General features: G+C 33.8%; 20 protein-coding genes. 11 read left to right on the top strand and 9 right to left on the bottom strand.

Translation table 11 applies throughout. From position 1 onward, the window contains the following. Genes ASC72_RS04135 through ASC72_RS04125 form a run of 3 tightly spaced genes read right to left on the bottom strand, consistent with a single transcriptional unit; the run spans position 1 to position 2,569 of the window. Positions 1-483: a DUF4296 domain-containing protein gene (locus ASC72_RS04135; protein WP_056187243.1), complete on the bottom strand. Its 483-nt coding sequence runs from the start codon at positions 481-483 to the stop codon at positions 1-3. Between the two features lie 9 nt (positions 484-492). Continuing rightward, a complete protein-coding gene (locus ASC72_RS04130; protein ID WP_056187240.1) occupies positions 493-1,833 on the bottom strand; it encodes a dihydroorotase in 1,341 nt (446 codons plus the stop codon). Positions 1,834-1,843: 10 nt separating this feature from the next. Continuing rightward, on the bottom strand, positions 1,844-2,569 hold the full coding sequence (locus ASC72_RS04125; protein WP_056187237.1) for a polyprenol monophosphomannose synthase: 726 nt from the start codon (positions 2,567-2,569) through the stop codon (positions 1,844-1,846). 105 nt (positions 2,570-2,674) lie between these two features. Here ASC72_RS04125 and ASC72_RS04120 point away from each other — a divergent pair, with 105 nt between their 5' ends. From ASC72_RS04120 to ASC72_RS04110, 3 genes are all read left to right on the top strand, one after another. Then, positions 2,675-3,346, top strand: a complete 672-nt coding sequence (locus tag ASC72_RS04120) for a DUF4271 domain-containing protein (RefSeq protein WP_056187234.1) — start codon at positions 2,675-2,677, stop codon at positions 3,344-3,346. Positions 3,347-3,360: 14 nt separating this feature from the next. Next, complete coding sequence (locus ASC72_RS04115) at positions 3,361-4,110, top strand: uroporphyrinogen-III synthase (protein ID WP_056187230.1); 750 nt, start codon at positions 3,361-3,363, stop codon at positions 4,108-4,110. Positions 4,111-4,472: 362 nt separating this feature from the next. Beyond that, the gene (locus ASC72_RS04110; RefSeq protein WP_041518480.1) at positions 4,473-4,943 is read left to right on the top strand and encodes an Lrp/AsnC family transcriptional regulator; all 471 of its coding nucleotides are present in this window, start codon (positions 4,473-4,475) and stop codon (positions 4,941-4,943) included. A 418-nt stretch (positions 4,944-5,361) separates the two neighbouring features. Here ASC72_RS04110 and ASC72_RS04105 read toward each other — a convergent pair whose 3' ends face one another. The 5 genes from ASC72_RS04105 to ASC72_RS04085 all read right to left on the bottom strand — a co-directional run bounded on the left by ASC72_RS04105 (position 5,362) and on the right by ASC72_RS04085 (position 11,626). After that, positions 5,362-6,048, bottom strand: a complete 687-nt coding sequence (locus ASC72_RS04105; RefSeq protein ID WP_056187227.1) for a zinc metallopeptidase — start codon at positions 6,046-6,048, stop codon at positions 5,362-5,364. A gap of 295 nt (positions 6,049-6,343) precedes the next feature. Next, the gene (locus ASC72_RS04100) at positions 6,344-6,937 is read right to left on the bottom strand and encodes a hypothetical protein (RefSeq protein WP_056187224.1); all 594 of its coding nucleotides are present in this window, start codon (positions 6,935-6,937) and stop codon (positions 6,344-6,346) included. After that, positions 6,924-7,397, bottom strand: a complete 474-nt coding sequence (locus ASC72_RS04095) for an RNA polymerase sigma factor (protein WP_056187221.1) — start codon at positions 7,395-7,397, stop codon at positions 6,924-6,926. The genes ASC72_RS04100 and ASC72_RS04095 overlap by 14 nt, the downstream gene beginning before the upstream one ends. A gap of 2 nt (positions 7,398-7,399) precedes the next feature. Continuing rightward, positions 7,400-8,248, bottom strand: coding sequence for an alpha/beta fold hydrolase (locus ASC72_RS04090; protein WP_056187218.1), 849 nt, complete (start codon positions 8,246-8,248; stop codon positions 7,400-7,402). Between the two features lie 294 nt (positions 8,249-8,542). After that, complete coding sequence (locus tag ASC72_RS04085; RefSeq protein WP_056187215.1) at positions 8,543-11,626, bottom strand: leucine--tRNA ligase; 3,084 nt, start codon at positions 11,624-11,626, stop codon at positions 8,543-8,545. A gap of 312 nt (positions 11,627-11,938) precedes the next feature. Between ASC72_RS04085 and ASC72_RS04080 the strand changes: the two genes are divergently transcribed. From ASC72_RS04080 to truB, 6 genes are all read left to right on the top strand, one after another. Further along, the gene (locus ASC72_RS04080; protein WP_056187212.1) at positions 11,939-12,286 is read left to right on the top strand and encodes a winged helix-turn-helix domain-containing protein; all 348 of its coding nucleotides are present in this window, start codon (positions 11,939-11,941) and stop codon (positions 12,284-12,286) included. 97 nt (positions 12,287-12,383) lie between these two features. Beyond that, a complete protein-coding gene (locus tag ASC72_RS04075; RefSeq protein WP_056187209.1) occupies positions 12,384-14,936 on the top strand; it encodes a TonB-dependent receptor in 2,553 nt (850 codons plus the stop codon). Positions 14,937-15,218: 282 nt separating this feature from the next. Continuing rightward, positions 15,219-16,094: an ABC transporter permease gene (locus ASC72_RS04070; RefSeq protein ID WP_056187206.1), complete on the top strand. Its 876-nt coding sequence runs from the start codon at positions 15,219-15,221 to the stop codon at positions 16,092-16,094. Positions 16,095-16,147: 53 nt separating this feature from the next. Then, complete coding sequence (locus ASC72_RS04065; protein WP_056187203.1) at positions 16,148-16,405, top strand: DUF3098 domain-containing protein; 258 nt, start codon at positions 16,148-16,150, stop codon at positions 16,403-16,405. A gap of 106 nt (positions 16,406-16,511) precedes the next feature. Further along, positions 16,512-17,309: an undecaprenyl-diphosphate phosphatase gene (locus ASC72_RS04060; protein ID WP_056187200.1), complete on the top strand. Its 798-nt coding sequence runs from the start codon at positions 16,512-16,514 to the stop codon at positions 17,307-17,309. Next, a complete protein-coding gene (gene truB, locus ASC72_RS04055) occupies positions 17,309-18,004 on the top strand; it encodes a tRNA pseudouridine(55) synthase TruB (RefSeq protein WP_056187198.1) in 696 nt (231 codons plus the stop codon). The genes ASC72_RS04060 and truB overlap by 1 nt, the downstream gene beginning before the upstream one ends. 346 nt (positions 18,005-18,350) lie before the next feature. On the opposite strand, the gene ASC72_RS04050 is transcribed toward truB, so the two are convergent. Beyond that, positions 18,351-18,968, bottom strand: a complete 618-nt coding sequence (locus ASC72_RS04050) for a thioredoxin family protein (RefSeq protein WP_056187195.1) — start codon at positions 18,966-18,968, stop codon at positions 18,351-18,353. Between the two features lie 194 nt (positions 18,969-19,162). Here ASC72_RS04050 and pyrH point away from each other — a divergent pair, with 194 nt between their 5' ends. Both pyrH and frr read left to right on the top strand, forming a co-directional pair. Beyond that, positions 19,163-19,870: a UMP kinase gene (gene pyrH, locus ASC72_RS04045; protein ID WP_056187192.1), complete on the top strand. Its 708-nt coding sequence runs from the start codon at positions 19,163-19,165 to the stop codon at positions 19,868-19,870. Between the two features lie 74 nt (positions 19,871-19,944). After that, on the top strand, positions 19,945-20,508 hold the full coding sequence (frr, locus tag ASC72_RS04040; protein WP_056187190.1) for a ribosome recycling factor: 564 nt from the start codon (positions 19,945-19,947) through the stop codon (positions 20,506-20,508). Positions 20,509-20,616: the final 108 nt, after the last annotated feature.

Below are 20,616 nucleotides of genomic sequence, written 5' to 3'. Positions count from 1 at the left end.
CTATCTTAATTGTCTTGTTCTTCTGATCGAATCAATATTTATAGGTTTTGAAGGTTTTTTCATAGAATCTTTTGGATTCACTTTTACCTTATTCTTTTTAGCAGCAGCTTTTGCAACTTTTGCAGCCTTCTTTTCTTCAATTTTAACAATCGAATCGACGGCTCGTTGCCTTACCGCTAATCGTTTGCCAATTTCATCATACATTTCTTTATACGTATTGTAATCGGCTGCATAATAGATATTACTTTGAGCAAACTGAAGGCTGTCTACTTTATATTTCTTAAGAACAAAATTCTTTGGATCAGAATTAACAGAATCCAAAGACAATGGATTTTGATATTTGATTGCCTCCAGAAGAGACAAATCATACATAATATCAATCATTTTTTCTTTCTCAATAAGTCGTTTTGGCTCTTTGACCAATTCTTTTTTACAACTTACAGAAAGAAACAAACCCAATATTATAAATACAAAATTCTTCATTTACCTTTTTTATCTGTCAAACAATAATCTTTTTCCGGCGCGAATATCTTTTACTTTAAAATTATTGTAAACCATTTCACCATTTACAAAAGTATGTGTGATTCTGGATTTAAAAGTAAAATTTTCAAATGGTGACCAACCGCATTTATATAAAATGTTCTCTGGTTTAACGCTCCATGGTAAACTCGGATTCACAATTATCAAATCGGCATAATAACCTTCTTTTATAAAACCTCTTTTTTCGATTTTGAAAATTTTAGCCGGATTGTGGCACATTTTCTCCACGATTTTTTCCACAGTAATTTTCCCTTGATGATGTGCTTCAAACATTGCCACCACAGCATGCTGAACCAACGGACCACCAGAAGGTGCTTTTAAATAGGACTGCTCTTTTTCTTCTTTGGTATGAGGTGCGTGATCTGTTGCAATAACATCAATACGTCCGTCATTCAAAGCTTTCCAAAGTTCAGCACGATCTTCGGCAGTTTTAACAGCAGGATTCCATTTAATAAAATTCCCTTTTGTTTTGTAATCTTCGTCAGTAAACCAAAGATGATGTACACAAACCTCAGCGGTAATTTTTTTATCTTCTAACGGAATTTTATTCGTAAATAATTCCATTTCTTTCGCAGTCGAAAGATGAAAAATATGAAGTCTTGCTCCTGTCTTTTTCGCCAGCGCCACTGCTTTTGAAGATGAAATATAACACGCTTCTGCACTACGAATTAAATGATGTGCTGTTACCGGAATATCCTCACCGTATTGTTCCTTAAAGGCTGCAAGATTATTTTGAATCGTAGTTTCATCTTCACAATGTACCGCAATTAACATAGGCGTACTTGAAAAGATTTTTTCTAAAGTTTCTTCTTTATCAACCAGCATATTTCCGGTTGAAGAACCTAAAAAGATCTTAATTCCGGCAACATTTTTTGGGTTTGTTTTTAGAACTTCTTCCAAATTATCATTCGTTGCTCCCATCATAAACGAATAATTCGCAAATGATTTTTCGGCTGCAATCACATATTTATCTTCAAGGATTTCCTGCGTAACCGCATTCGGAACTGTATTGGGTTGTTCGATAAAAGAAGTGATTCCACCTGCAACTGCCGCTCTCGATTCTGATTCTATATCTCCTTTGTGTGTTAATCCCGGTTCTCTAAAGTGAACCTGATCATCAATTGCACCCGGCATTAAATAACTTCCTTCGGCATCTATTACTTTGCAATCAGATGTTTTTAGGCTGATGCTGTCTGAAATTTCAACTATTAAGTCGTTTTCGATCAATACATCACCTTCAAAAATTGATCCTTCGTTTACAATTTTAGCATTTTTAATTAAAATCCTGTTCATCGCCCTGGCTTTATAATGTATTGAATAATTTTTTTAATCGAAGAGAAATTACTCCAAGTATAGCTTCTTTGATAATGGCATTGCTCATTTTTGAAACTCCTTTAGTCCGATCCGTAAAAATAATCGGAACTTCTGTTATTTCAAATTTACCACAATATGTTCGATATTTCATTTCGATTTGAAAAGCATATCCAACAAATTTAATTTTGTTCAGATTTATCTTCTCTAAAACCTCTCTTTTATAACAAACAAAACCTGCAGTTGCATCATGAATTTTCATTCCGGTAATGAATTTCACATAAACCGAAGCAAAATAAGACATTAATACACGGCTTAATGGCCAGTTTACCACATTTACACCCGTTACATAACGAGATCCAATAGCTAATGATGCGCCTCCAAAATGACAGGCGTCATACAATTTTTCAAGATCGTTGGGGTTATGGGAAAAATCGGCATCCATTTCAAAAATGAAATCATAATTGCGTTCTAAAGCCCATCTGAAACCGTGAACATAAGCAGTTCCTAAACCCGATTTTTTGGCTCTTTTTTCTAAAAATAATCTTCCAGAAAATTCTTCCTGTAATGCAACTACTTTATTTGCAGTAAAATCTGGCGAATTATCATCAATAATTAAGAGATGAAAAGGTTTATGTTGTGAAAGAACAGCTCTAACTATACTTTCAATATTTTCGATTTCGTTGTAAGTGGGAATTATGACAATACAATCATTCATTTTTCTGGGTAATTTCACCGCAAAAGTAAACTTTTTATGGCATTTGATTCATAATAAATTTATAATAAAAGTATTGAAACAAAAAATTACTAATTTTGTATCGTTATGATTGAACAACTTACTCCCAGAATCCTCGAAAACAAAGATTGGGCTACACTTTTATTTGTGGTGACCTTTGCCGTTGTTGCAATGACAAAATCAGCTTATGAAACTAGATTCAGCGAATTTAGTAAACTTATTTTTTCTGATAAATACGCCAAAATTTATCGTGATAATAACCATTTGAAAAGCAGTTTTACTATTGGCTTATTTTTCGTTCAGGTTATTTCGTTTGCTTTTTTCATACTGCTTACGTTGAATATTTTTGATGATAGTATTAAAAAAACCGACTGGATTTTATTCATTCAGATCGCGACCTTTTTGCTTTATTTTATCCTTGCAAAATATTTAATTGAGAAAATTGTAGCTACTTCCTTCAATATCGACGATTTTGCGGACCTTTTTAACTTACAAAAAGTAACTTACAGAACGTATATTGGCGTTTTAATTCTGCCTATCAATGCCGTTTTGTTCTATTATGACAATATTCCGCAGATTATTCCTCTAGTAATCATAGGCGTTTCGCTGTGTCTAAGCCTCTACTCGTATTTTATTTCGATTAAAACATATCAAAATGTAATATTCAGCAAGTTATTTTATTTTATTTTATATCTTTGCGCACTTGAAATAGCCCCTTATTATTTTCTCTATTATTGGATTACAAAAGGGAGTGCTTAGAAAATGTTTATAATATGAAAGTGAAAACAATTTTGGTGTCACAGCCTGAACCTAAAGTGGAGAATTCTCCTTACTTTGAGCTCCAACAAAAACACAAAATAAAAATTGATTTCAGACCATTTATTCATGTGGAAGGGGTTAGCGCAAAAGAGATTCGATTGCAAAAAATCGATCTTAATCATTACACTGCGATCATTTTAACAAGTCGAAATGCTGTAGATCATTTTTTTAGAGTGGCCGATGAAATGCGTTACAAAGTCCCAGAAGGATTGAAGTATTTTTGTCAATCAGAAGCTGTTGCATTTTACCTGCAAAAGTATGTAGTGTACAGAAAGCGTAAAATTTATGTGGGAGCAAAAGATTTTGCGGACTTATCCCCTCTTATTAAAAAATACAAGGATGAAAAATTCTTGTTACCTGCTTCTGATCAATTAAATGCAGATGCGCCTGTTACATTAAACAACTTAAAAGTAGATTGGACTCAAGCTATTTTTTACAAAACTGTAATGAGTGACTTATCTGATTTGGCTGATGTTTATTATGACGTTTTAGCATTTTTTAGTCCAACCGGAATTAAATCTTTATTTAAAAACTTCCCGGACTTTAAACAAAACGACACCAGAATTGCTGTTTTTGGAAGCACAACTCAAAAAGAAGCTTTAGATTATGGTTTAAGAATTGATATTCTTGCTCCAACTCCTGAAACACCTTCTATGACAATGGCTTTAGAGAAATACATTAGTGAAGCAAACAAAGGAAAATAAATCTTTTTTAAATTACAATATTGAAAATTCCAAATCCCCACTTTCTGTTGAGATTTGGAATTTTTCTTTTTAATCCACCTTCAATAGCCACCAATGCTTAACATAGCCCACGGTTTCAACAGTTGGAAACATTATGCATTATCACAATCCGTCTCCCACGGTTGAAACCGTGGGCTATAATTGAAATACGATTAATTTCTTATATCAATCTTTGTCTCAATACTATTTTAAAATTCTTGTTTCATATTAATCATTTAAAATTTGGAGTTTCAAGTATTGGAATTTTCTTTTTTACAGCATTTTGAGTACATTTGATTTCTAACTAAAACCTAAACAACTAAATTAGTTTCAAATTACAACTCATGAAAATCAACTCCCTTATAATTGAAATTGACGGTATCGACAAAGAAATTCTTCGTTATTTAATGGATGATGCCCGAAAACCTATTTTACAAATTGCCAATAAAATAGGCATTTCCGGAGCAGCGATTCATCAGCGTTTGAAAAAATTGGAACAATCGGGTGTGATTTCCGGATCAAAATTTACTGTTAACCCAAAAGTTTTAGGTTATAACACGATGGCATTTATTGGCGTTTATCTTGACAAAGCTTCCCGAAATTCTGAAGCGGTAAAAGACTTAAAAAAAATTCCAGAAGTTTTAGAGTGTCATTATACAACAGGAAACTGGTCGGTTTTGATTAAAATTATTTGTCGTGACAACGAACATTTAATGCAACTTTTGAATACAAAAATTCAGGCTATTGAAGGGGTTTCGAGAACAGAAACTTTTATTTCACTGGATCAACAAATTGACAGACAGATTCAGCTTTAGCAATTAGAGAATGAGATAATGTGCCAATTAGATAATTTTTATAACACTCTTTTAAATGATTTCGAAATTAAGGCCTGAGATTAAAACAATACTATTTTATATAATTTACTTTATACTATTTCTTACTATAAGAGCGGTTCAACCTAAAAGTAGTCCACATATCCCAAATATAAGCGATCTTTTTTTCTTACTATCAATTCCTGTAAGTATAATCTACAGTATAATTCTTCTTTATAAATATTTCAAATCTGGAAACAAAAATTACTTAAATGCTATATTCGTAGTAACGATGTTATGGATTATTTTTTACAATTCACTGAAATTGATATATTAATATGTAAAAAACCCGACAGCTTTTAAAAAACCTGTCGGGTTTGCTATAATTATCTAATTGGCACATTTTCTAATTGGCACATTATTAATTTCTCCTATTACCGGAGTAAATCGAGATATAGTACAACAACGTTGCAATTGAGCCAATCGCCGCTACGACATAAGTTCTTGCAGCCCATTTTAAGGCATCTTTTGCTCCTGCCTGTTCTTCTTGTGTCAGCATGTGTTTATTTTCTAACCAGGCCAATGCTCTGTTGCTTGCATCGTATTCTACAGGCAAAGTAATGATTGTAAATAATGTTGTTGCTGCAAAAATGATTATTCCAATTAATAACAGCGACGGAAAAGTTCTGATCATCAAAATTCCTGCAAGTAAAATCCATTGTACATAGTTTGAAGCCACACTTACAATTGGCACTAATTTAGAACGCATTGTCAGCCATTCATATCCAATCGAATGCTGAACTGCGTGGCCACATTCATGCGCTGCAACTGCCGCCGACGCGGTATTGCGATGATTGTAAACTGCCTCACTTAAATTAACTGTTTTATCTGTTGGATTATAGTGATCTGTTAACTGACCCGGAGTCGAGATTACACGCACATCTGTAATTCCGTTATCAGCCAGCATTTTTTCGGCTATTTCAGCACCACTCATTCCGTTTCTTAGTTGCAGTTTAGAATATAATTCGAATTTACTCTTCAATCTTGAACTTACCAGCCAACTGAAAAGCATAATTGCTCCGGCAATAATTAAATATCCAGTTCCCATGTTTATATATTTTTAAAATTGTTTTTAGAATATGTTTTTTTAATATTCTACAATTTACGAACCATTTTTATAAAATGCCAAAATGACATCCTAATTTTAAATTAAATTCCAAATAAAAAAAATCCAAATCCCAAAGTGAAATGATTTTCCGCCACAACCCGAGCGATAGCAAACAGGCGAAGCAATTCACGAATTAATTTAAAATTCGTGAATTCGTGGCGGAAAAACCAGGCTCAAAAAAAAATCCCAAACCTCAATCGTAAAATTGGAGTTTGGAATTTTAAAATATTGGAATTTATTCCTTCAATTGTTCATTAACATCTTCAAATTTAGTTATGAGCTCATTAATTTTTTCCTGTTGTTTTTTAATTTGTTTAGGGCGGATATAAAACCAGTTAAAACCTATCCAAAGCAATGTTACGCCGTAAGTAACCAAAGCATAAAAAACAGTCATTCTTGAAGCATATTCATACATATACAAACATATTCCTGTCATCAACAAAACAAAATACCACCTCAGTATTGTAGACTGCATAAATTGCTGCTTTCTTTTAATTAAAATCAGCTTCTGCAAATATTCCTGATTGGTTTGAGTGACGTCAATATCTTTATAAATATGCAATAAACCATTATAAACCGTTACATACATCAGCATTGCCACAATTGCCAAAACAATTCCGATTTTAGTTGAAATAAACTGTGGCTGATAATAATACCAGACAAAAAGAATAAAAGCAGAAGTAGCAAAAAGCAAAATGTTGGTTTTCCATAAACTTCTCAAACCTGCTTTTTTAAATTGCTTTAATCTTGCCATCAAATCCTCTATATTGGGCTGACTTACGGTTTGTTTTTTCCATAAATCTTTGAAATCTATATTATTGTTGTCCATTTTCTTTAAATTTTTGAGTCAGCTTTTCTTTAATTCTGTGAATTTTCACTCTTACATTCGCTTCAGAAAGCCCAACGATTGTGGCAATTTCTGCTTGTTTTATATCTTCCAGTTCCAATGAAATAATAATACGCTCGGTTTCGGGTAATTCGGCAATACATTTATACAAAAACTGAATTTGTGGCTCTAATGATTGTTGTTTTTCTTCCGTAAGTTGATGCGGTAAATCTGATTTTGGGAAACGTTTGTCTTTTTCAATCTGCCTCAAACAATTATTAGAAGCGATTCTAAAAATCCAGGTTCCAATTCCGGACTCATTTCTAAAAGTATCCAGTTTTTGCCAGACAATTATAAAAGTTTCCTGAGCCAGGTCCTGAGCAATGTCATAATCATTAACGAAACCCATGCAGAGCCTGAATATTCTGTCCCAATACGTTTTATAAATTTGTTCAAATTCCATTCTTAAGATTTTATAAAATTGCTTACCTGATTCAAATACCAGTCTTTATCATCGTACATTATAAAATGCAAACCTTTATCAGCATATTGAAAATTAGCTGTTTTTAAGTTTTTATATTGCCCTTCGATAGCGGGTTTGAAATTTACAAAATTAGATTCAAGCAATATCAATGACGGACATTTTATTGTGGTAATTTTCTCTCTTAAATCGGTATTGGAAAAATCACAAAACATTTCAGCAAATGTCTTTCTATCTGATTTTACGCTCCAGTCTACCACAATATCCAATTTTGATTTATCCTCCAAAAGTCTTGGCATCATTTTTTTCTGCATCTCTAAAAATTGAGTTTCAGACATTGCCGTCATTTGGTTCACCATTGGCGAACAATCATTATTTTCTTTTGATTTGAAAGAAGGATCCATCAGGGCATTCAAACACGGAAGAGCATCAACTACTATAATTTTGCTAATCAATTCAGGATAATCTGAAGCGATTGCCAACGCTAATCCGCCACCCATACTATGACCGATCAGGATTGGTTTTTCGATTTTATTAGTTTTGATATAATTAGCGATTTCATTTTTCCAATTTTCAAATGAAGGATTTGGCTGTGGTTGTACTCCGGCAAAACCGGCCATTGTCAAAGTGTAACAGGTATACTCTTTTTCAAAATTGGCTTTGGTTTCACTCCACACATCTCCCGAAGAAGCAAATCCGGGAATAAATATTATGGCTTGTTTTCCTTTTCCGGTTTTAGAAACTTCAAATGAATATTGTTTTGTTTGTGCAAAAACATTTAAACACACAGCAGAAAATAATAATGCGATAATCAGGATAATATACTTTTTCATTTTTAAGAGATTTAAGTTGTTAAATGATTTAATTCGCCTTTTGGATACGAGAGGTTTTAAAATGTTACAGATTTTTTGAAAAAAAAATAAATTTCAATTCAAAAATTCCAAATTCCAAAAAATAAACACGCTAAATTTCCGCCACGACCCGAGCGATAGCGAACAGGCGAAGCAATTCACTAATTTTTAAAATTAATTCGTGCAATTCGTGGCGGAAAAGTATGCGTAAAAAAAATCCCAAACCCCAATCGTAAAATTGGAATTTGGAATTTTAAATATTGGAATTTTAAATTATTACCCTACAAGGTTGATGATTTTTCCAGGAACAATAATCACTTTGTTTGGAGTTCTTCCGTCTAATTGACGTAATGTTCTTTCATCTTTCATAATGATTTCTTCGATTTGCGCAGCGGTTAAATCCAAAGGCAATTCGATAGTGAAACGCATTTTTCCGTTGAAAGAAACTGGATATTCTTTACTGCTTTCTACCAAATATTTAGCATCAAAAACAGGAAAATCAACCGTTGCAATTGAAGTCGTATGACCCAATTGTGCCCATAATTCTTCTGCAATGTGTGGTGCATAAGGTGAAACCAGAATTGCCAATGGCTCTAAGATTGCTCTTGAATGACAATTTTGAGAAGACAATTCATTTACACAAATCATAAACTGAGAAACCGAAGTATTGAAAGAGAAATTCTCAATATCTTCTGCCACTTTTTTAATGGTTTTATGTAATGATTTTAAGTTGTCTTTTGTTGGTTCGTCGTTGTTTACGATTAAACCGTTATTCTCATCGATATACAAACGCCACAATTTTTTCAGGAAACCGAATACTCCCGAAATTCCAGCGGTATTCCAAGGTTTTGCCTGCTCTAACGGACCTAAAAACATTTCGTACAAACGCAATGTATCAGCACCATATTCAGCACAAATATCATCCGGCGTTACTACGTTGTATTTCGATTTTGACATTTTTTCGACTTCACGGCCTACAATGTATTTTCCGTTTTCTGTAATAAAGGTTGCATTTCCGTAATCTTCTCTCCAATTTCTGAATTTTTCAACATCTAATTCATCCGAAGAATTTACTAAAGCAACATCAGCATGAATCGGATCAAAACTATAATTCAAAAAAGTTAAGGTAACACTACCGCTACTGTTATACGAATTAATGACAGAACTAACAAATTCATTAACATGATCATTAACGAAAGAATCATCGCCATTCTTTATATAATTCTTCACTAAATTACTAGATACTAAAACATTTGAACTCTCAAAACATTCAGATTTTATATTGTCCCCTACAAACTGTTGCTCAAAATTTACATTTAATCTATAAACAAAAGCACTAGTTCCCAAAATCATTCCCTGATTGATCAGTTTTTTAAAGGGTTCTTCAGTTGGAGCAAAACCTTTGTCTTTTAAGAATTTATTCCAGAAACGAGAGTATAATAAGTGTCCGGTTGCGTGCTCACTTCCTCCAATATATAAATCTACACTTTCCCAATACGCCAAAGCTTCCTTGCTTGCAAATTCATCTTCATTGTGTGCATCCATATAACGCATCCAGTACCATGAACTTCCTGCCCAACCTGGCATCGTGTTCAACTCTAAAGGAAAAATTGTCACATTGTCAACCAAATCAGTATTGATAACTTTATTATTTTTTGAATCCCAAGCCCAAACAGCTGCATTTCCTAACGGAGGCAAACCATCTTCGGTTGGTAAATATTTCTCAACTTCTGGTAAAATGATTGGTAAATGCTGTGAATCAATCATTTTTGGCAAACCATTTACATAATAAACCGGGAAAGGTTCTCCCCAATAACGTTGGCGGGAAAAAACAGCATCACGCAAACGGTAATTTGTTTTTCCGCTTCCTTGTCCTATTTTTTCTAAAGCTGTAATAACAGCCTGAGTTGCTTCTTTGTAATTTAATCCGTTTAAGAAATCAGAATTGGCGATTTCAACATTGTCTTTTGAACCGTAAGCCGCTTCAGAAATATCAACATTTGCAAAAATATTCTTGATTTCCGGCATTCCGTTTTGACCTTTAAAGAAATTCGCAAAAGCGTAATCTCTTTCGTCTCCGCAAGGAACCGCCATTACAGCGCCTGTTCCGTAACCTGCCAAAACGTAATCTCCAATCCAAACCGGAATTGCTTCTTTTGTAAAAGGATGTTCGGCATAGGCTCCTGTAAATACTCCGGAAATGGTTTTCACATCAGCCATACGCTCACGCTCTGAACGTTTTGCTGTTTTTTCGATATACGCTTCAACCGTAGCTTTTTGTTCCGGAGTTGTAATTTTTGCTACCAAATCATGTTCCGGAGCCAAAGTCATAAAAGTTACTCCAAAAATAGTATCAGGACGAGTTGTGAATACATCAATAAAAGAGTCTAAAGTCGAATGTCCAAAGTCCGAAAGTGTAGCTTCACTTGGGACTTGCGACTTTTGACTTTTGACTTTAAATGAAACCATCGCACCAACAGATTTTCCAATCCAGTTTCTTTGTGATTCTTTTATAGATTCACTCCAGTCAATATCATTTAAACCTTGCAACAAACGTTCTGCATACGCAGAAATACGCATGCTCCATTGCGTCATTTTTTTACGGATTACAGGATATCCTCCACGTTCCGAAACTCCGTTTACGATTTCGTCATTTGCCAAAACAGTTCCTAAACCAGGACACCAGTTTACTTCTGTTTCTGCCAAATACGTCATTCTGTATTGCAAAAGGATTTTTTCTTTTTGGTCATCCGAATACGAATTCCATTCTGCTGCAGTAAAAATGGCAACGTTATCATCGCAAACTGCTTCAACCAATTTATTTCCTTCTTCTTCAAAAACAGTTACAAGCTCAGAAATATCAAAAGCTTTCCCTTGTTTTTTACAATACCATGAATTGAATAATTGGATAAAAATCCATTGTGTATGTTTGTAATAATCCGGATTTGAAGTACGCACTTCGCGGCTCCAGTCAAATGAAAACCCAATTTTATCTAATTGTTTTCTGTATCCGGCAATTTGTTTTCCTTCTTTATCAACTCCACCGTCAATGTTTACGCGCGTTGTATCTTCGGGACGTTGTCCTGTCTGAATCGCATATTGTTCTGCAGGCAATCCAAAACTGTCATATCCCATTGGGTGCAAAACATTGAAACCCTGATGTCTTTTGAAACGAGAATAAACATCTGAAGCAATATACCCCAACGGATGCCCAACGTGTAATCCCGCTCCTGATGGATAAGGAAACATGTCCAGCACATAATGCTTTGGTTTTTCAGAATTGTTACTTGCAGCAAAAGTTTGGTTTTCAGCCCAATATTTTTGCCATTTTTCTTCGATTTCGTTTGGATTGTATTTCATTTTTAAGTGACTAAGATTCTAAGTGACTAAGGCTCTAAGGCTTTTCACTGATTAATTAGGCGCAAATTTACATTTATTGTAGATTGTACCAAAGCTATTTCATTGACAAACAAATAAAATAACAAAATACGTATTTTTAATTAAGTAAAAATACGTATTTTTGGATTCTGATACGTAGAAAAAATAATTTCCGAAGCAATAAAGTTCCATAGGAACGAACCATATTGTAGGGCTGGACTTCAGTCCGGCATAAACAAAGAATAATATTAAAGCTTAATACCTATTTTTGTACTAGCATTTAAAAAATCTAAAATGGCTGACCGTAAAAAATATAATGTTGAAGTTCGGGTTTGGATTGAAGAATCCGAAGGCGCCTTTTTAGGAATTGGAAAAATCTGGCTTCTTGAAAATATTCGAAAAACGGGTTCTATTACCAATGCTGCTAAAGAAATGAAAATGGCGTATCGTCAGGCCTGGCAATTAGTGGAAGAAATGAATCAGCGTGCCGAAAGTCCGTTGGTTGAAAAACTGCTTGGCGGAAAAGGCGGTGGCGGTGCAAAACTAACTGAAGCCGGAGAAAAAGCGATTATTATCTTTTATGAAATCGAAAAACGTATTAAAGACTTTGCTTTAAAAGAAACCCAAAATCTAAAATTTTAAAACTCATTAATTTTATTTTAAAAAACAAAACAACCACAACCATTTTTTACAATCTTCAGTATTCATTTAAAAACATACTGAAATTCAAACTAAGATTATGAAATTAAAAATATATCTGTTTCTATTTTTTATAAGCCTAAAAAGTTTTTCTCAAACCGAAAAACCCAAAACAGTTCAGGACAGTATCAAAAAAGAAGATTTAAACGAAGTTGTGATTAGCGCTTCCCGTCGATCTGAAAATATTATGCGTTCTCCTATAAGTATTGAGCAATTGAAATCGGCGGAAGCCAAAAAAATGGGATCACCAACTATTTATGAAGCACTCGAAAATGTAAAAGGTGTCCAGATTATTACGCCAAGTTTAGGTTTTAAAGTAATTAATACGAGAGGTTTTGCTAATTCGACGAATGTAAGATTTGCGCAATTAGTGGACGGAATCGACAATCAGGCACCACATTTAGGCGCTCCTATCGCCAATGCACTCGGAGCAAACGATCTTGATATTGATAAAATCGAAATTATTCCGGGAACGGCAGCAGCTTTGTACGGAATGAATGCTATTAATGGTCTGGCGAATATTCAGACTAAAAATCCATTTGAATATCAAGGCATCGCTATTCAGCAATTAACTGGTGTAAATCACGCTGGCAATATTGATCGATTTTCACCGAAAGTGTATTCGCAATTTAATTTGAGATTTGCCAAAGCATTTAATGAAAAAATCGCCTTCAAAATAAATGCGTCTTCAACCGGCGGAACAGATTGGGTTGCCGACGACCGAACGGATTTAGCGCCACTTGCCAATGCTTCAACCAATTTATTTGGCGCTGATAATCCGGCTTACGATGAAGCGAACGGTTACGGAAATGAATCGGCAAATCGAAAAACATTAAATTTAAATGGCAAAAATTACGTTGTTGCCAGAACAGGATATCGTGAAACTGATATTTCTGATTACGACATCAAAAATTATAAAGCAGATGTTAGTTTTTATTTCCGTCCAAGAAAAGGAAATGAACTTTCGATAACTTATAAAACCGCTTTAATTAATACGATTTATCAACGTTCAAATCGATTTAGATTAGACAATTATACTTTAAATCAATTTGCAGTTGATTATCACACACCTATTTTTCAGATAAAAGCATACGCGACAATGGAAAATACCGGAGACTCTTATAATATGCGGTCTTTAGCCGAAAATATGGATCGCGCTTTTAAATCAGATGATAAATGGTTTGCCGATTATACAACCGCTTATAAAAATGCAATTACTGGTGGCGCAACAGTTGCAGATGCGCACAGAATGGCGAGAACTTCTTCTGATCAGGGACGATTTATCCCGGGAACGGAGGCTTATGAAAACAAGAAAAACGAATTAATCGACATCAACAATTGGGATATTGGCGCGGCGCTCCGTGCAAAATCGACTTTGGTTCATGGCGAAGGTTTGATTAATTGGGACAAGGCTTTTGCCTCTTTCTTCGAAAAAATAAACGCCAACTTATTAAGCGGATTCGATTATAGAAATTATATAATTGTTCCTGATGGAAATTATTTTATTAATCCAAAAAGTGATTCTGAAAACCTGACGTATCAAAAAACAGGTGCATTTATACAATTGACTAAACATTTATTTCAGGAGAAATTAACTTTGGGCGCGACTTTAAGAGTTGACAGAGCCGATTATTTTGATGCTAAATTTACCCCTCAATTTACCGCCGTTTATTCGCCAAAAGAAACCATCAATTTTAGAACATCCTACCAAACCGGATATCGTTTTCCGAGTATTTTCGAAGGATTTTCGAATGTGAATTCGGGTGGAGTAAAACGTGTTGGCGGTTTGCGAATTATGTCAGATGGTATTTTTGAGAATTCTTATACCAAAACTTCAATCGATAAATTTCAGGCGCAGGTAAACACTGATGTAAACACAAATGGCTTAACTCAGGCGCAGGCCATTGAAAAGAATAAAAATACGATTCAGAAAAATCCATACACATATTTAGAACCTGAATTTGTAAAGTCTTTTGAATTTGGTTTTAGAGGAATGGCCTTAAACAAAAATCTTTATATTGACGCCGATTTCTATTACAACTCCTATAAAAATTTCATCGCACAGGCTGAAGCCAGTATTCCGAATACAAGCGATCCTAATTTAATTCCGACTGTCTTATATTCTAAAAACACGCAGAATCGTTATCGTTTGTGGACGAATTCGAAAAGTAAAATTTATAATTATGGAGGAAGTTTAGGTTTAAAATATCGAATTGATCAGACTTTTACCGCCTTAACAAATGTTACATTCACAAAATTAGACCGAACAGACGATAAAGATGGTTTAGAAGACGGTTTCAATACGCCTGAATTTAACATCAACGGAACTTTAATGGCAAATAATATCTGGCAAAATCTTGGTGCCAGCGTAACGGCACGTTATCAGAACAATTTTGATTATGTTTCATTCTTGGTAAGTGGAACCGTTCCGGCGTATTGGACCACGGATGCGCAGGTAAATTACAATTTCAAAAAAGGAATTACAGCAAAATTAGGTGGAACTAATGTTTTAAATAAAACCTATACTTCAATTCTTGGAGGCCCGTCAATTGGCGGATTGTATTATTTATCATTGGTTTGGGAAACAAAATGATTTAACCGCAGTGCGCTAAGTTTTTACTAATGAAGCTAACTTATTTCACGCAAAGTCGCGAAGTCGCTAAGAATATAAAAACTTTGCGACTTCGCGACTTTGCGAGATTAAATAGGAACAACTTTGCAAACTTGGCGTAAAACTTACCGCAATTTGCGGTTAAATCAACTTTTTATTAAATATCTAATCGTATATTTATGGTATAAAAGTTAAAACTTTGATCGTTATTAACTTCAAATAAAGAAATTCTTTATTATTTTTACCACATAATTTAAGCATACTATGAGTTCCAACTTTGATAAATTTCAAAAGCGCAGGTTAATTTCCTCTTATTTTTCGGTTGTATTAAGTGTTTTTCTGGTTTTATTCCTTTTAGGAGTACTGGGATTATTCATTATCAATTCTAAAAAACTGGCTAATGATTTTAAAGAAAAAATCGCAATGACGGTTTTCTTTAAAAACGAAGCCAATGATAGTGTTATCAAAGCATTCAACACCGAATTAAAAAGAGCACCTTTCGCAAGATCTTATGCTTATGTTTCTAAAGAAAAAGCAGCAAAAGAACATACCGATATTATTGGAGAAGATTTCCTGACCTTTTTGGGAGAAAATCCATTATTGAATTCCTACGACATTCACTTAAAAGCAGATTATGTTGAAAGAGACAGCATTTCAAAAATTGAAAGCAGTTTACGTCAAAATACCATGATCGAAGATATTGTTTACGATAAACAATTGGTAAATCTGGTAAACGACAACATCAAGAAAGTAAGTATGTGGATTTTGATTATCAGTGCTTTCCTTGCGATAATCGCCGTTTTATTGATCAACAGTTCACTACGTTTATCCATTCACTCTAACCGTTTTATCATTAAAACCATGCAAATGGTTGGCGCAACAAAATCGTTTATTCGTAAACCATTTGTAATGCGCAGTGTAAAACTAGGAATGTTAGGCGCCGGATTAGCAATTATTGCTCTAATTGCATTATTGCTTTATGTTGAAACTAATTTCCCTGGATTAGGAATTTTAGAAGACAAAGCCTTAATTGGATTGGTATTATTAGCCGTTTTCGGATTAGGAGTTTTAATTACCTGGGTAAGTACGCATTTTGCAACACAACGTTTCCTGAATTTAAGAACAGACGATCTTTATTAAGTATTCAGTCGCAGTCATATATTCAGAAAAACAAAAAATTGAACTCAATAACAATGAAAAATATTAGCACTAACGAAGAACAACAACCTCAAAAACAAGAATTCCTTTTTGACGGCATCAACTACAAAATCTTACTGATTGGAATTGGTGTAATTGCCCTTGGATTCATCTTAATGTCTGGTGGAGGAAGTGATAATCCGAATGTTTTTAATGAAGATGTTTTTAGTTTTAGACGTATTCGTTTAGCTCCAACAACTGTTTTAATAGGTTTTGGAATCACGATTTATTCGATCTTCAAAAAATCTAAATAGACTTTCTTAGACTCCTTAGAATTCTCAGACATCTTAGATTATTAGATTAATCTTTAAAAAGGTCTAAAAATCTAAGATGTAAAAATCTAAAAATCTAACATTCTCAATGAATACATTACAAGCTATCGTTCTTGCCATTATTGAAGGAATCACAGAATTTCTACCTGTTTCTTCAACTGGACACATGATTATTGCCTCTTCTTTTTTCGGAATCGCACACGAAGATTTTACAAAACTTTTTACGATTGTTATTCAGCTAGGCGCTATACTTTCAGTTGTTGTTTTATATTTCAAACGTTTCTTTCAGACACTTGATTTTTACTTTAAACTTTTGGTCGCTTTTGTTCCGGCCGTAGTTTTAGGATTATTATTAAGTGATTTTATCGATGGTTTATTAGAAAATCCTGTAACGGTTGCTATTTCACTTTTAATCGGAGGTTTGATTTTATTGAAAGTAGACGAATGGTTCAACAATCCAAATACAACAGAAACTTCGCAGGAAATCACTTATTTGCAAGCTTTTAAAATTGGATTATTTCAGTGTATTGCGATGATACCGGGAGTTTCAAGAAGTGGAGCAACTATCGTTGGAGGAATGTCACAAAAATTATCAAGAACTACTGCGGCTGAATTTTCATTCTTTTTGGCTGTTCCAACCATGTTGGGGGCAACCGTAAAAAAATGTTATGATTATTATAAAGCCGGATTTGAGTTGTCTCACGATCAAATTAATTTATTAGTTATAGGGAATGTGGTAGCTTTTATTGTAGCACTTCTGGCTATTAAAACCTTTATCGGATTTTTAACTAAAAACGGTTTTAAAGTTTTTGGTTATTACCGAATCATTGCCGGAATCATTTTATTGATTATCCACTTTTTCATTCACCCGCTTACCATACTATAATGACAACTGAAGAATATTTAGACGGACAAGTTTTACTGATAGACAAACCTTTAAAATGGAGTTCGTTTCAAGCTGTCAATAAATTAAAATACCTTTTAATCAATAAAGTTGGACTTCCAAAAAAGTTCAAAATTGGACATGCGGGAACTTTAGATCCTTTAGCCTCTGGATTATTATTGATTTGCACCGGAAAATTTACCAAAAGAATTTCTGAACTTCAGGGTCAGGCCAAGGAATATACGGGAACTTTTTACATTGGAGCCACTACTCCATCGTATGATTTAGAAACGGAGATTGATCAGACTTTTCCAGCTTCTCATATTGACGAAGCTTTGATTCATGAAACCGTAAAACAGTTTTTAGGCGAAATCGATCAAAAACCGCCTATTTTTTCAGCCATTAAAAAAGATGGCGTCCGCTTATACGAGCACGCACGCGCTGGAGAAACGGTAGAAATTGCCAGCAGAAAAACTACTATTCACGAATTTGAAATTACCAGAATTGCATTGCCTGAAATTGATTTCAGAGTCGTTTGCAGTAAAGGAACCTACATTCGTTCATTAGCTTTTGATTTTGGAAAAGCAATGAATTCAGGATCACATTTAACCGTTTTACGCCGAACTAAAATTGGTGATTACGATGTAAAAGATGCGATTGATATTACTTTGTTTGAGGAAAGTCTTAAATTGGAATAAAAAATAAAATAGCACACTACATATAAGACAATAGCAATGTGCCAACTTCTAAAATAATTTTGCTTTCCGTACTTGTTTTTTTCGAGGTTAATAATGTGTCATATTTTTCCCTCCAAACAATAAACCTGAAATAAAATCGTAAAACCTGTCGAATAACTTTCTCATGATTGTGTATTTTTAATTGTTAAACATTAAAGAGACACCAATAAAAAAAGTAAATCAAAAAGTAAATAATAGAAGTGGGATTATGTCACTAAGATATAAAAAAATCAATACACATCAAAATACTATAACATTTGTTTTCAACACTTTACTAACATTCGATTTCAGACAATTATTACAAAAATTACAATCGGTTATACTTTATATTTTCCATAATGGCAATCAATTCTTCCTGAACCGAAATTCCTTTATCAGCCAGATACCATAATTGTAAATCGGTTTTTATTTTTTCATCAATTACCCCAAAGTCTCTTTTATAATTGATCATTAATTCGGTTGCTCCTTTTGGTCTTGGACCCCAATCTGCACGAACAATTCCGGCTTCTTTACAAATTACAATAACTTTTGGAATAGCTCTTCCGCCATTTGTCAGATACTGACTCATTAATTCATCATTTTGATCTCGCAGTACAATTTTAAGATCAATTTTTTTATCAGACGCTAACGCCATCTTATTTAATATTGGAAGTATCTGCGCTGCATCTCCGCACCAGCCTTCGGAAATTACCAACCAAATAAAATGATTGTCTAAATTTTGCAGTTTCTCAATTGTTTCTTCCGAAATTTTAATTGTTTTTTCCAATCGATTCATTCGGGCTTCGTTTAAACTTGTGTAATGCGTCAAACTTTCTGATTGGTCGTCTCCCGTTGATTTTCCTTCAGATAATAAATCGGTTACTAATTTTCGATATTCGGCATACGAATAACTGTTGAATAATGCTTTAGCGACAATACTTTTCATATTTGTTTCGTTTTGGTTTTATAAATTTAAGCAATTTAAAAAGATGCCCGAATGACTTTTATCAGATTCGACAAAAATAAAGCTTAAAAATCTTTAGGAATTTTTAAATACATAAAGAGCAATTAATTTTTTGTCAACATTATTTTTAAAAATCAGAATATGTCTATATTTGCACAAATTAACGCAACACAAACATGAAATATAAAAGAATTCTTCTAAAACTTAGCGGCGAGGCCTTAATGGGTGATTTACAATACGGAATTGACCCTAAAAGATTAGCCGAATATGCTGAAGAAATTAAGCAGATTCACAGTAAAGGAATAGAAATTGCTATTGTTATTGGAGGAGGAAATATTTTTAGAGGCGTTGCTGGTGCAAGTGCCGGTATGGACAGAGTACAAGGCGATTATATGGGAATGCTTGCAACCGTAATTAACGGAATGGCTTTACAAGGCGCGCTTGAAGACAAAGGAATGAAAACGCGTTTGCAGACTGCTTTGAAAATGGAATCTATTGCAGAACCTTACATTAAAAGAAGAGCTGACCGTCACCTTGAAAAAGGAAGAATTGTAATTTTTGGAGCCGGAACCGGAAATCCATATTTCACAACTGATACTGCTGCTGTTTTAAGAGGAATCGAAATCAATGCTGATGTTATCCTGAAAGGAACCCGTGTTGATGGTGTTTACGACTGCGATCCTGAGAAAAACGCTTCTGCAGTAAAATTTGATTTCATTTCGTTTGATGATGTTCTTAAAAAAGGATTAAACGTTATGGATACTACAGCTTTCACATTAAGCCAGGAAAATAAATTACCAATCGTTGTTTTTGATATGAACAAAATTGGAAACTTACTGAAAATCTGTGAAGGTGAAAACATAGGAACCGTTGTAAATATATAGTCCTCAGTCACAGTTTACAGTCACATCGACTGAACAAACTGAAAACTGAGATTGCAAACTGAAAACTTAAAAAAATGAGTGAAGAAATAGATTTTATATTAGAAAGTACTGAAGAATCAATGAATGGCTCAATTGCGCATTTAGAGAAAGAATTTCTAAATATTCGCGCAGGAAAAGCCTCTCCGGCCATGTTAGGAAGTGTTTTTGTAGATTATTACGGATCTGCAACTCCTCTTTCGCAAGTGTCAAAAATTAGTGTTCCGGATGCAAGAACAATTACATTGCAGCCTTTTGAAAAAAACATGCTTCATGTTATTGAAAAAGCGATTATGATCGCTAACATCGGTTTTAATCCGATGAATAACGGAGATATGATTATTATCAGCGTTCCGCCTTTGACAGAAGATCGTCGTAGAGATTTAGCAAAACAGGCAAAATCTGAAGCGGAAGATGCAAAAATTGGAGTTCGTAACGTTCGTAAAGACGCTAACACTGATATCAAAAAATTAGAAAAAGAAGGTACTTCGGAAGATGTTTGCAAATCTGCAGAAGAAGAAGTTCAAAATTTGACAAATACGTACATCAGAAAAATCGATGAATTATTGGCTGCGAAAGAAGCTGAAATCATGAAGGTGTAATCTGATTCAACACAAAATAAAAATCCGTTTGGTTAATTGTACCAGACGGATTTTTTTATTCTTATTTTTGCATACCAAAATCACATTCTTTTCGTTTTTGAAACTATA

The organism is Flavobacterium sp. Root420 (assembly GCF_001427905.1).
Lineage (GTDB): Bacteria > Bacteroidota > Bacteroidia > Flavobacteriales > Flavobacteriaceae > Flavobacterium.
This window is presented reverse-complemented; position numbering and strand designations above follow the sequence as displayed.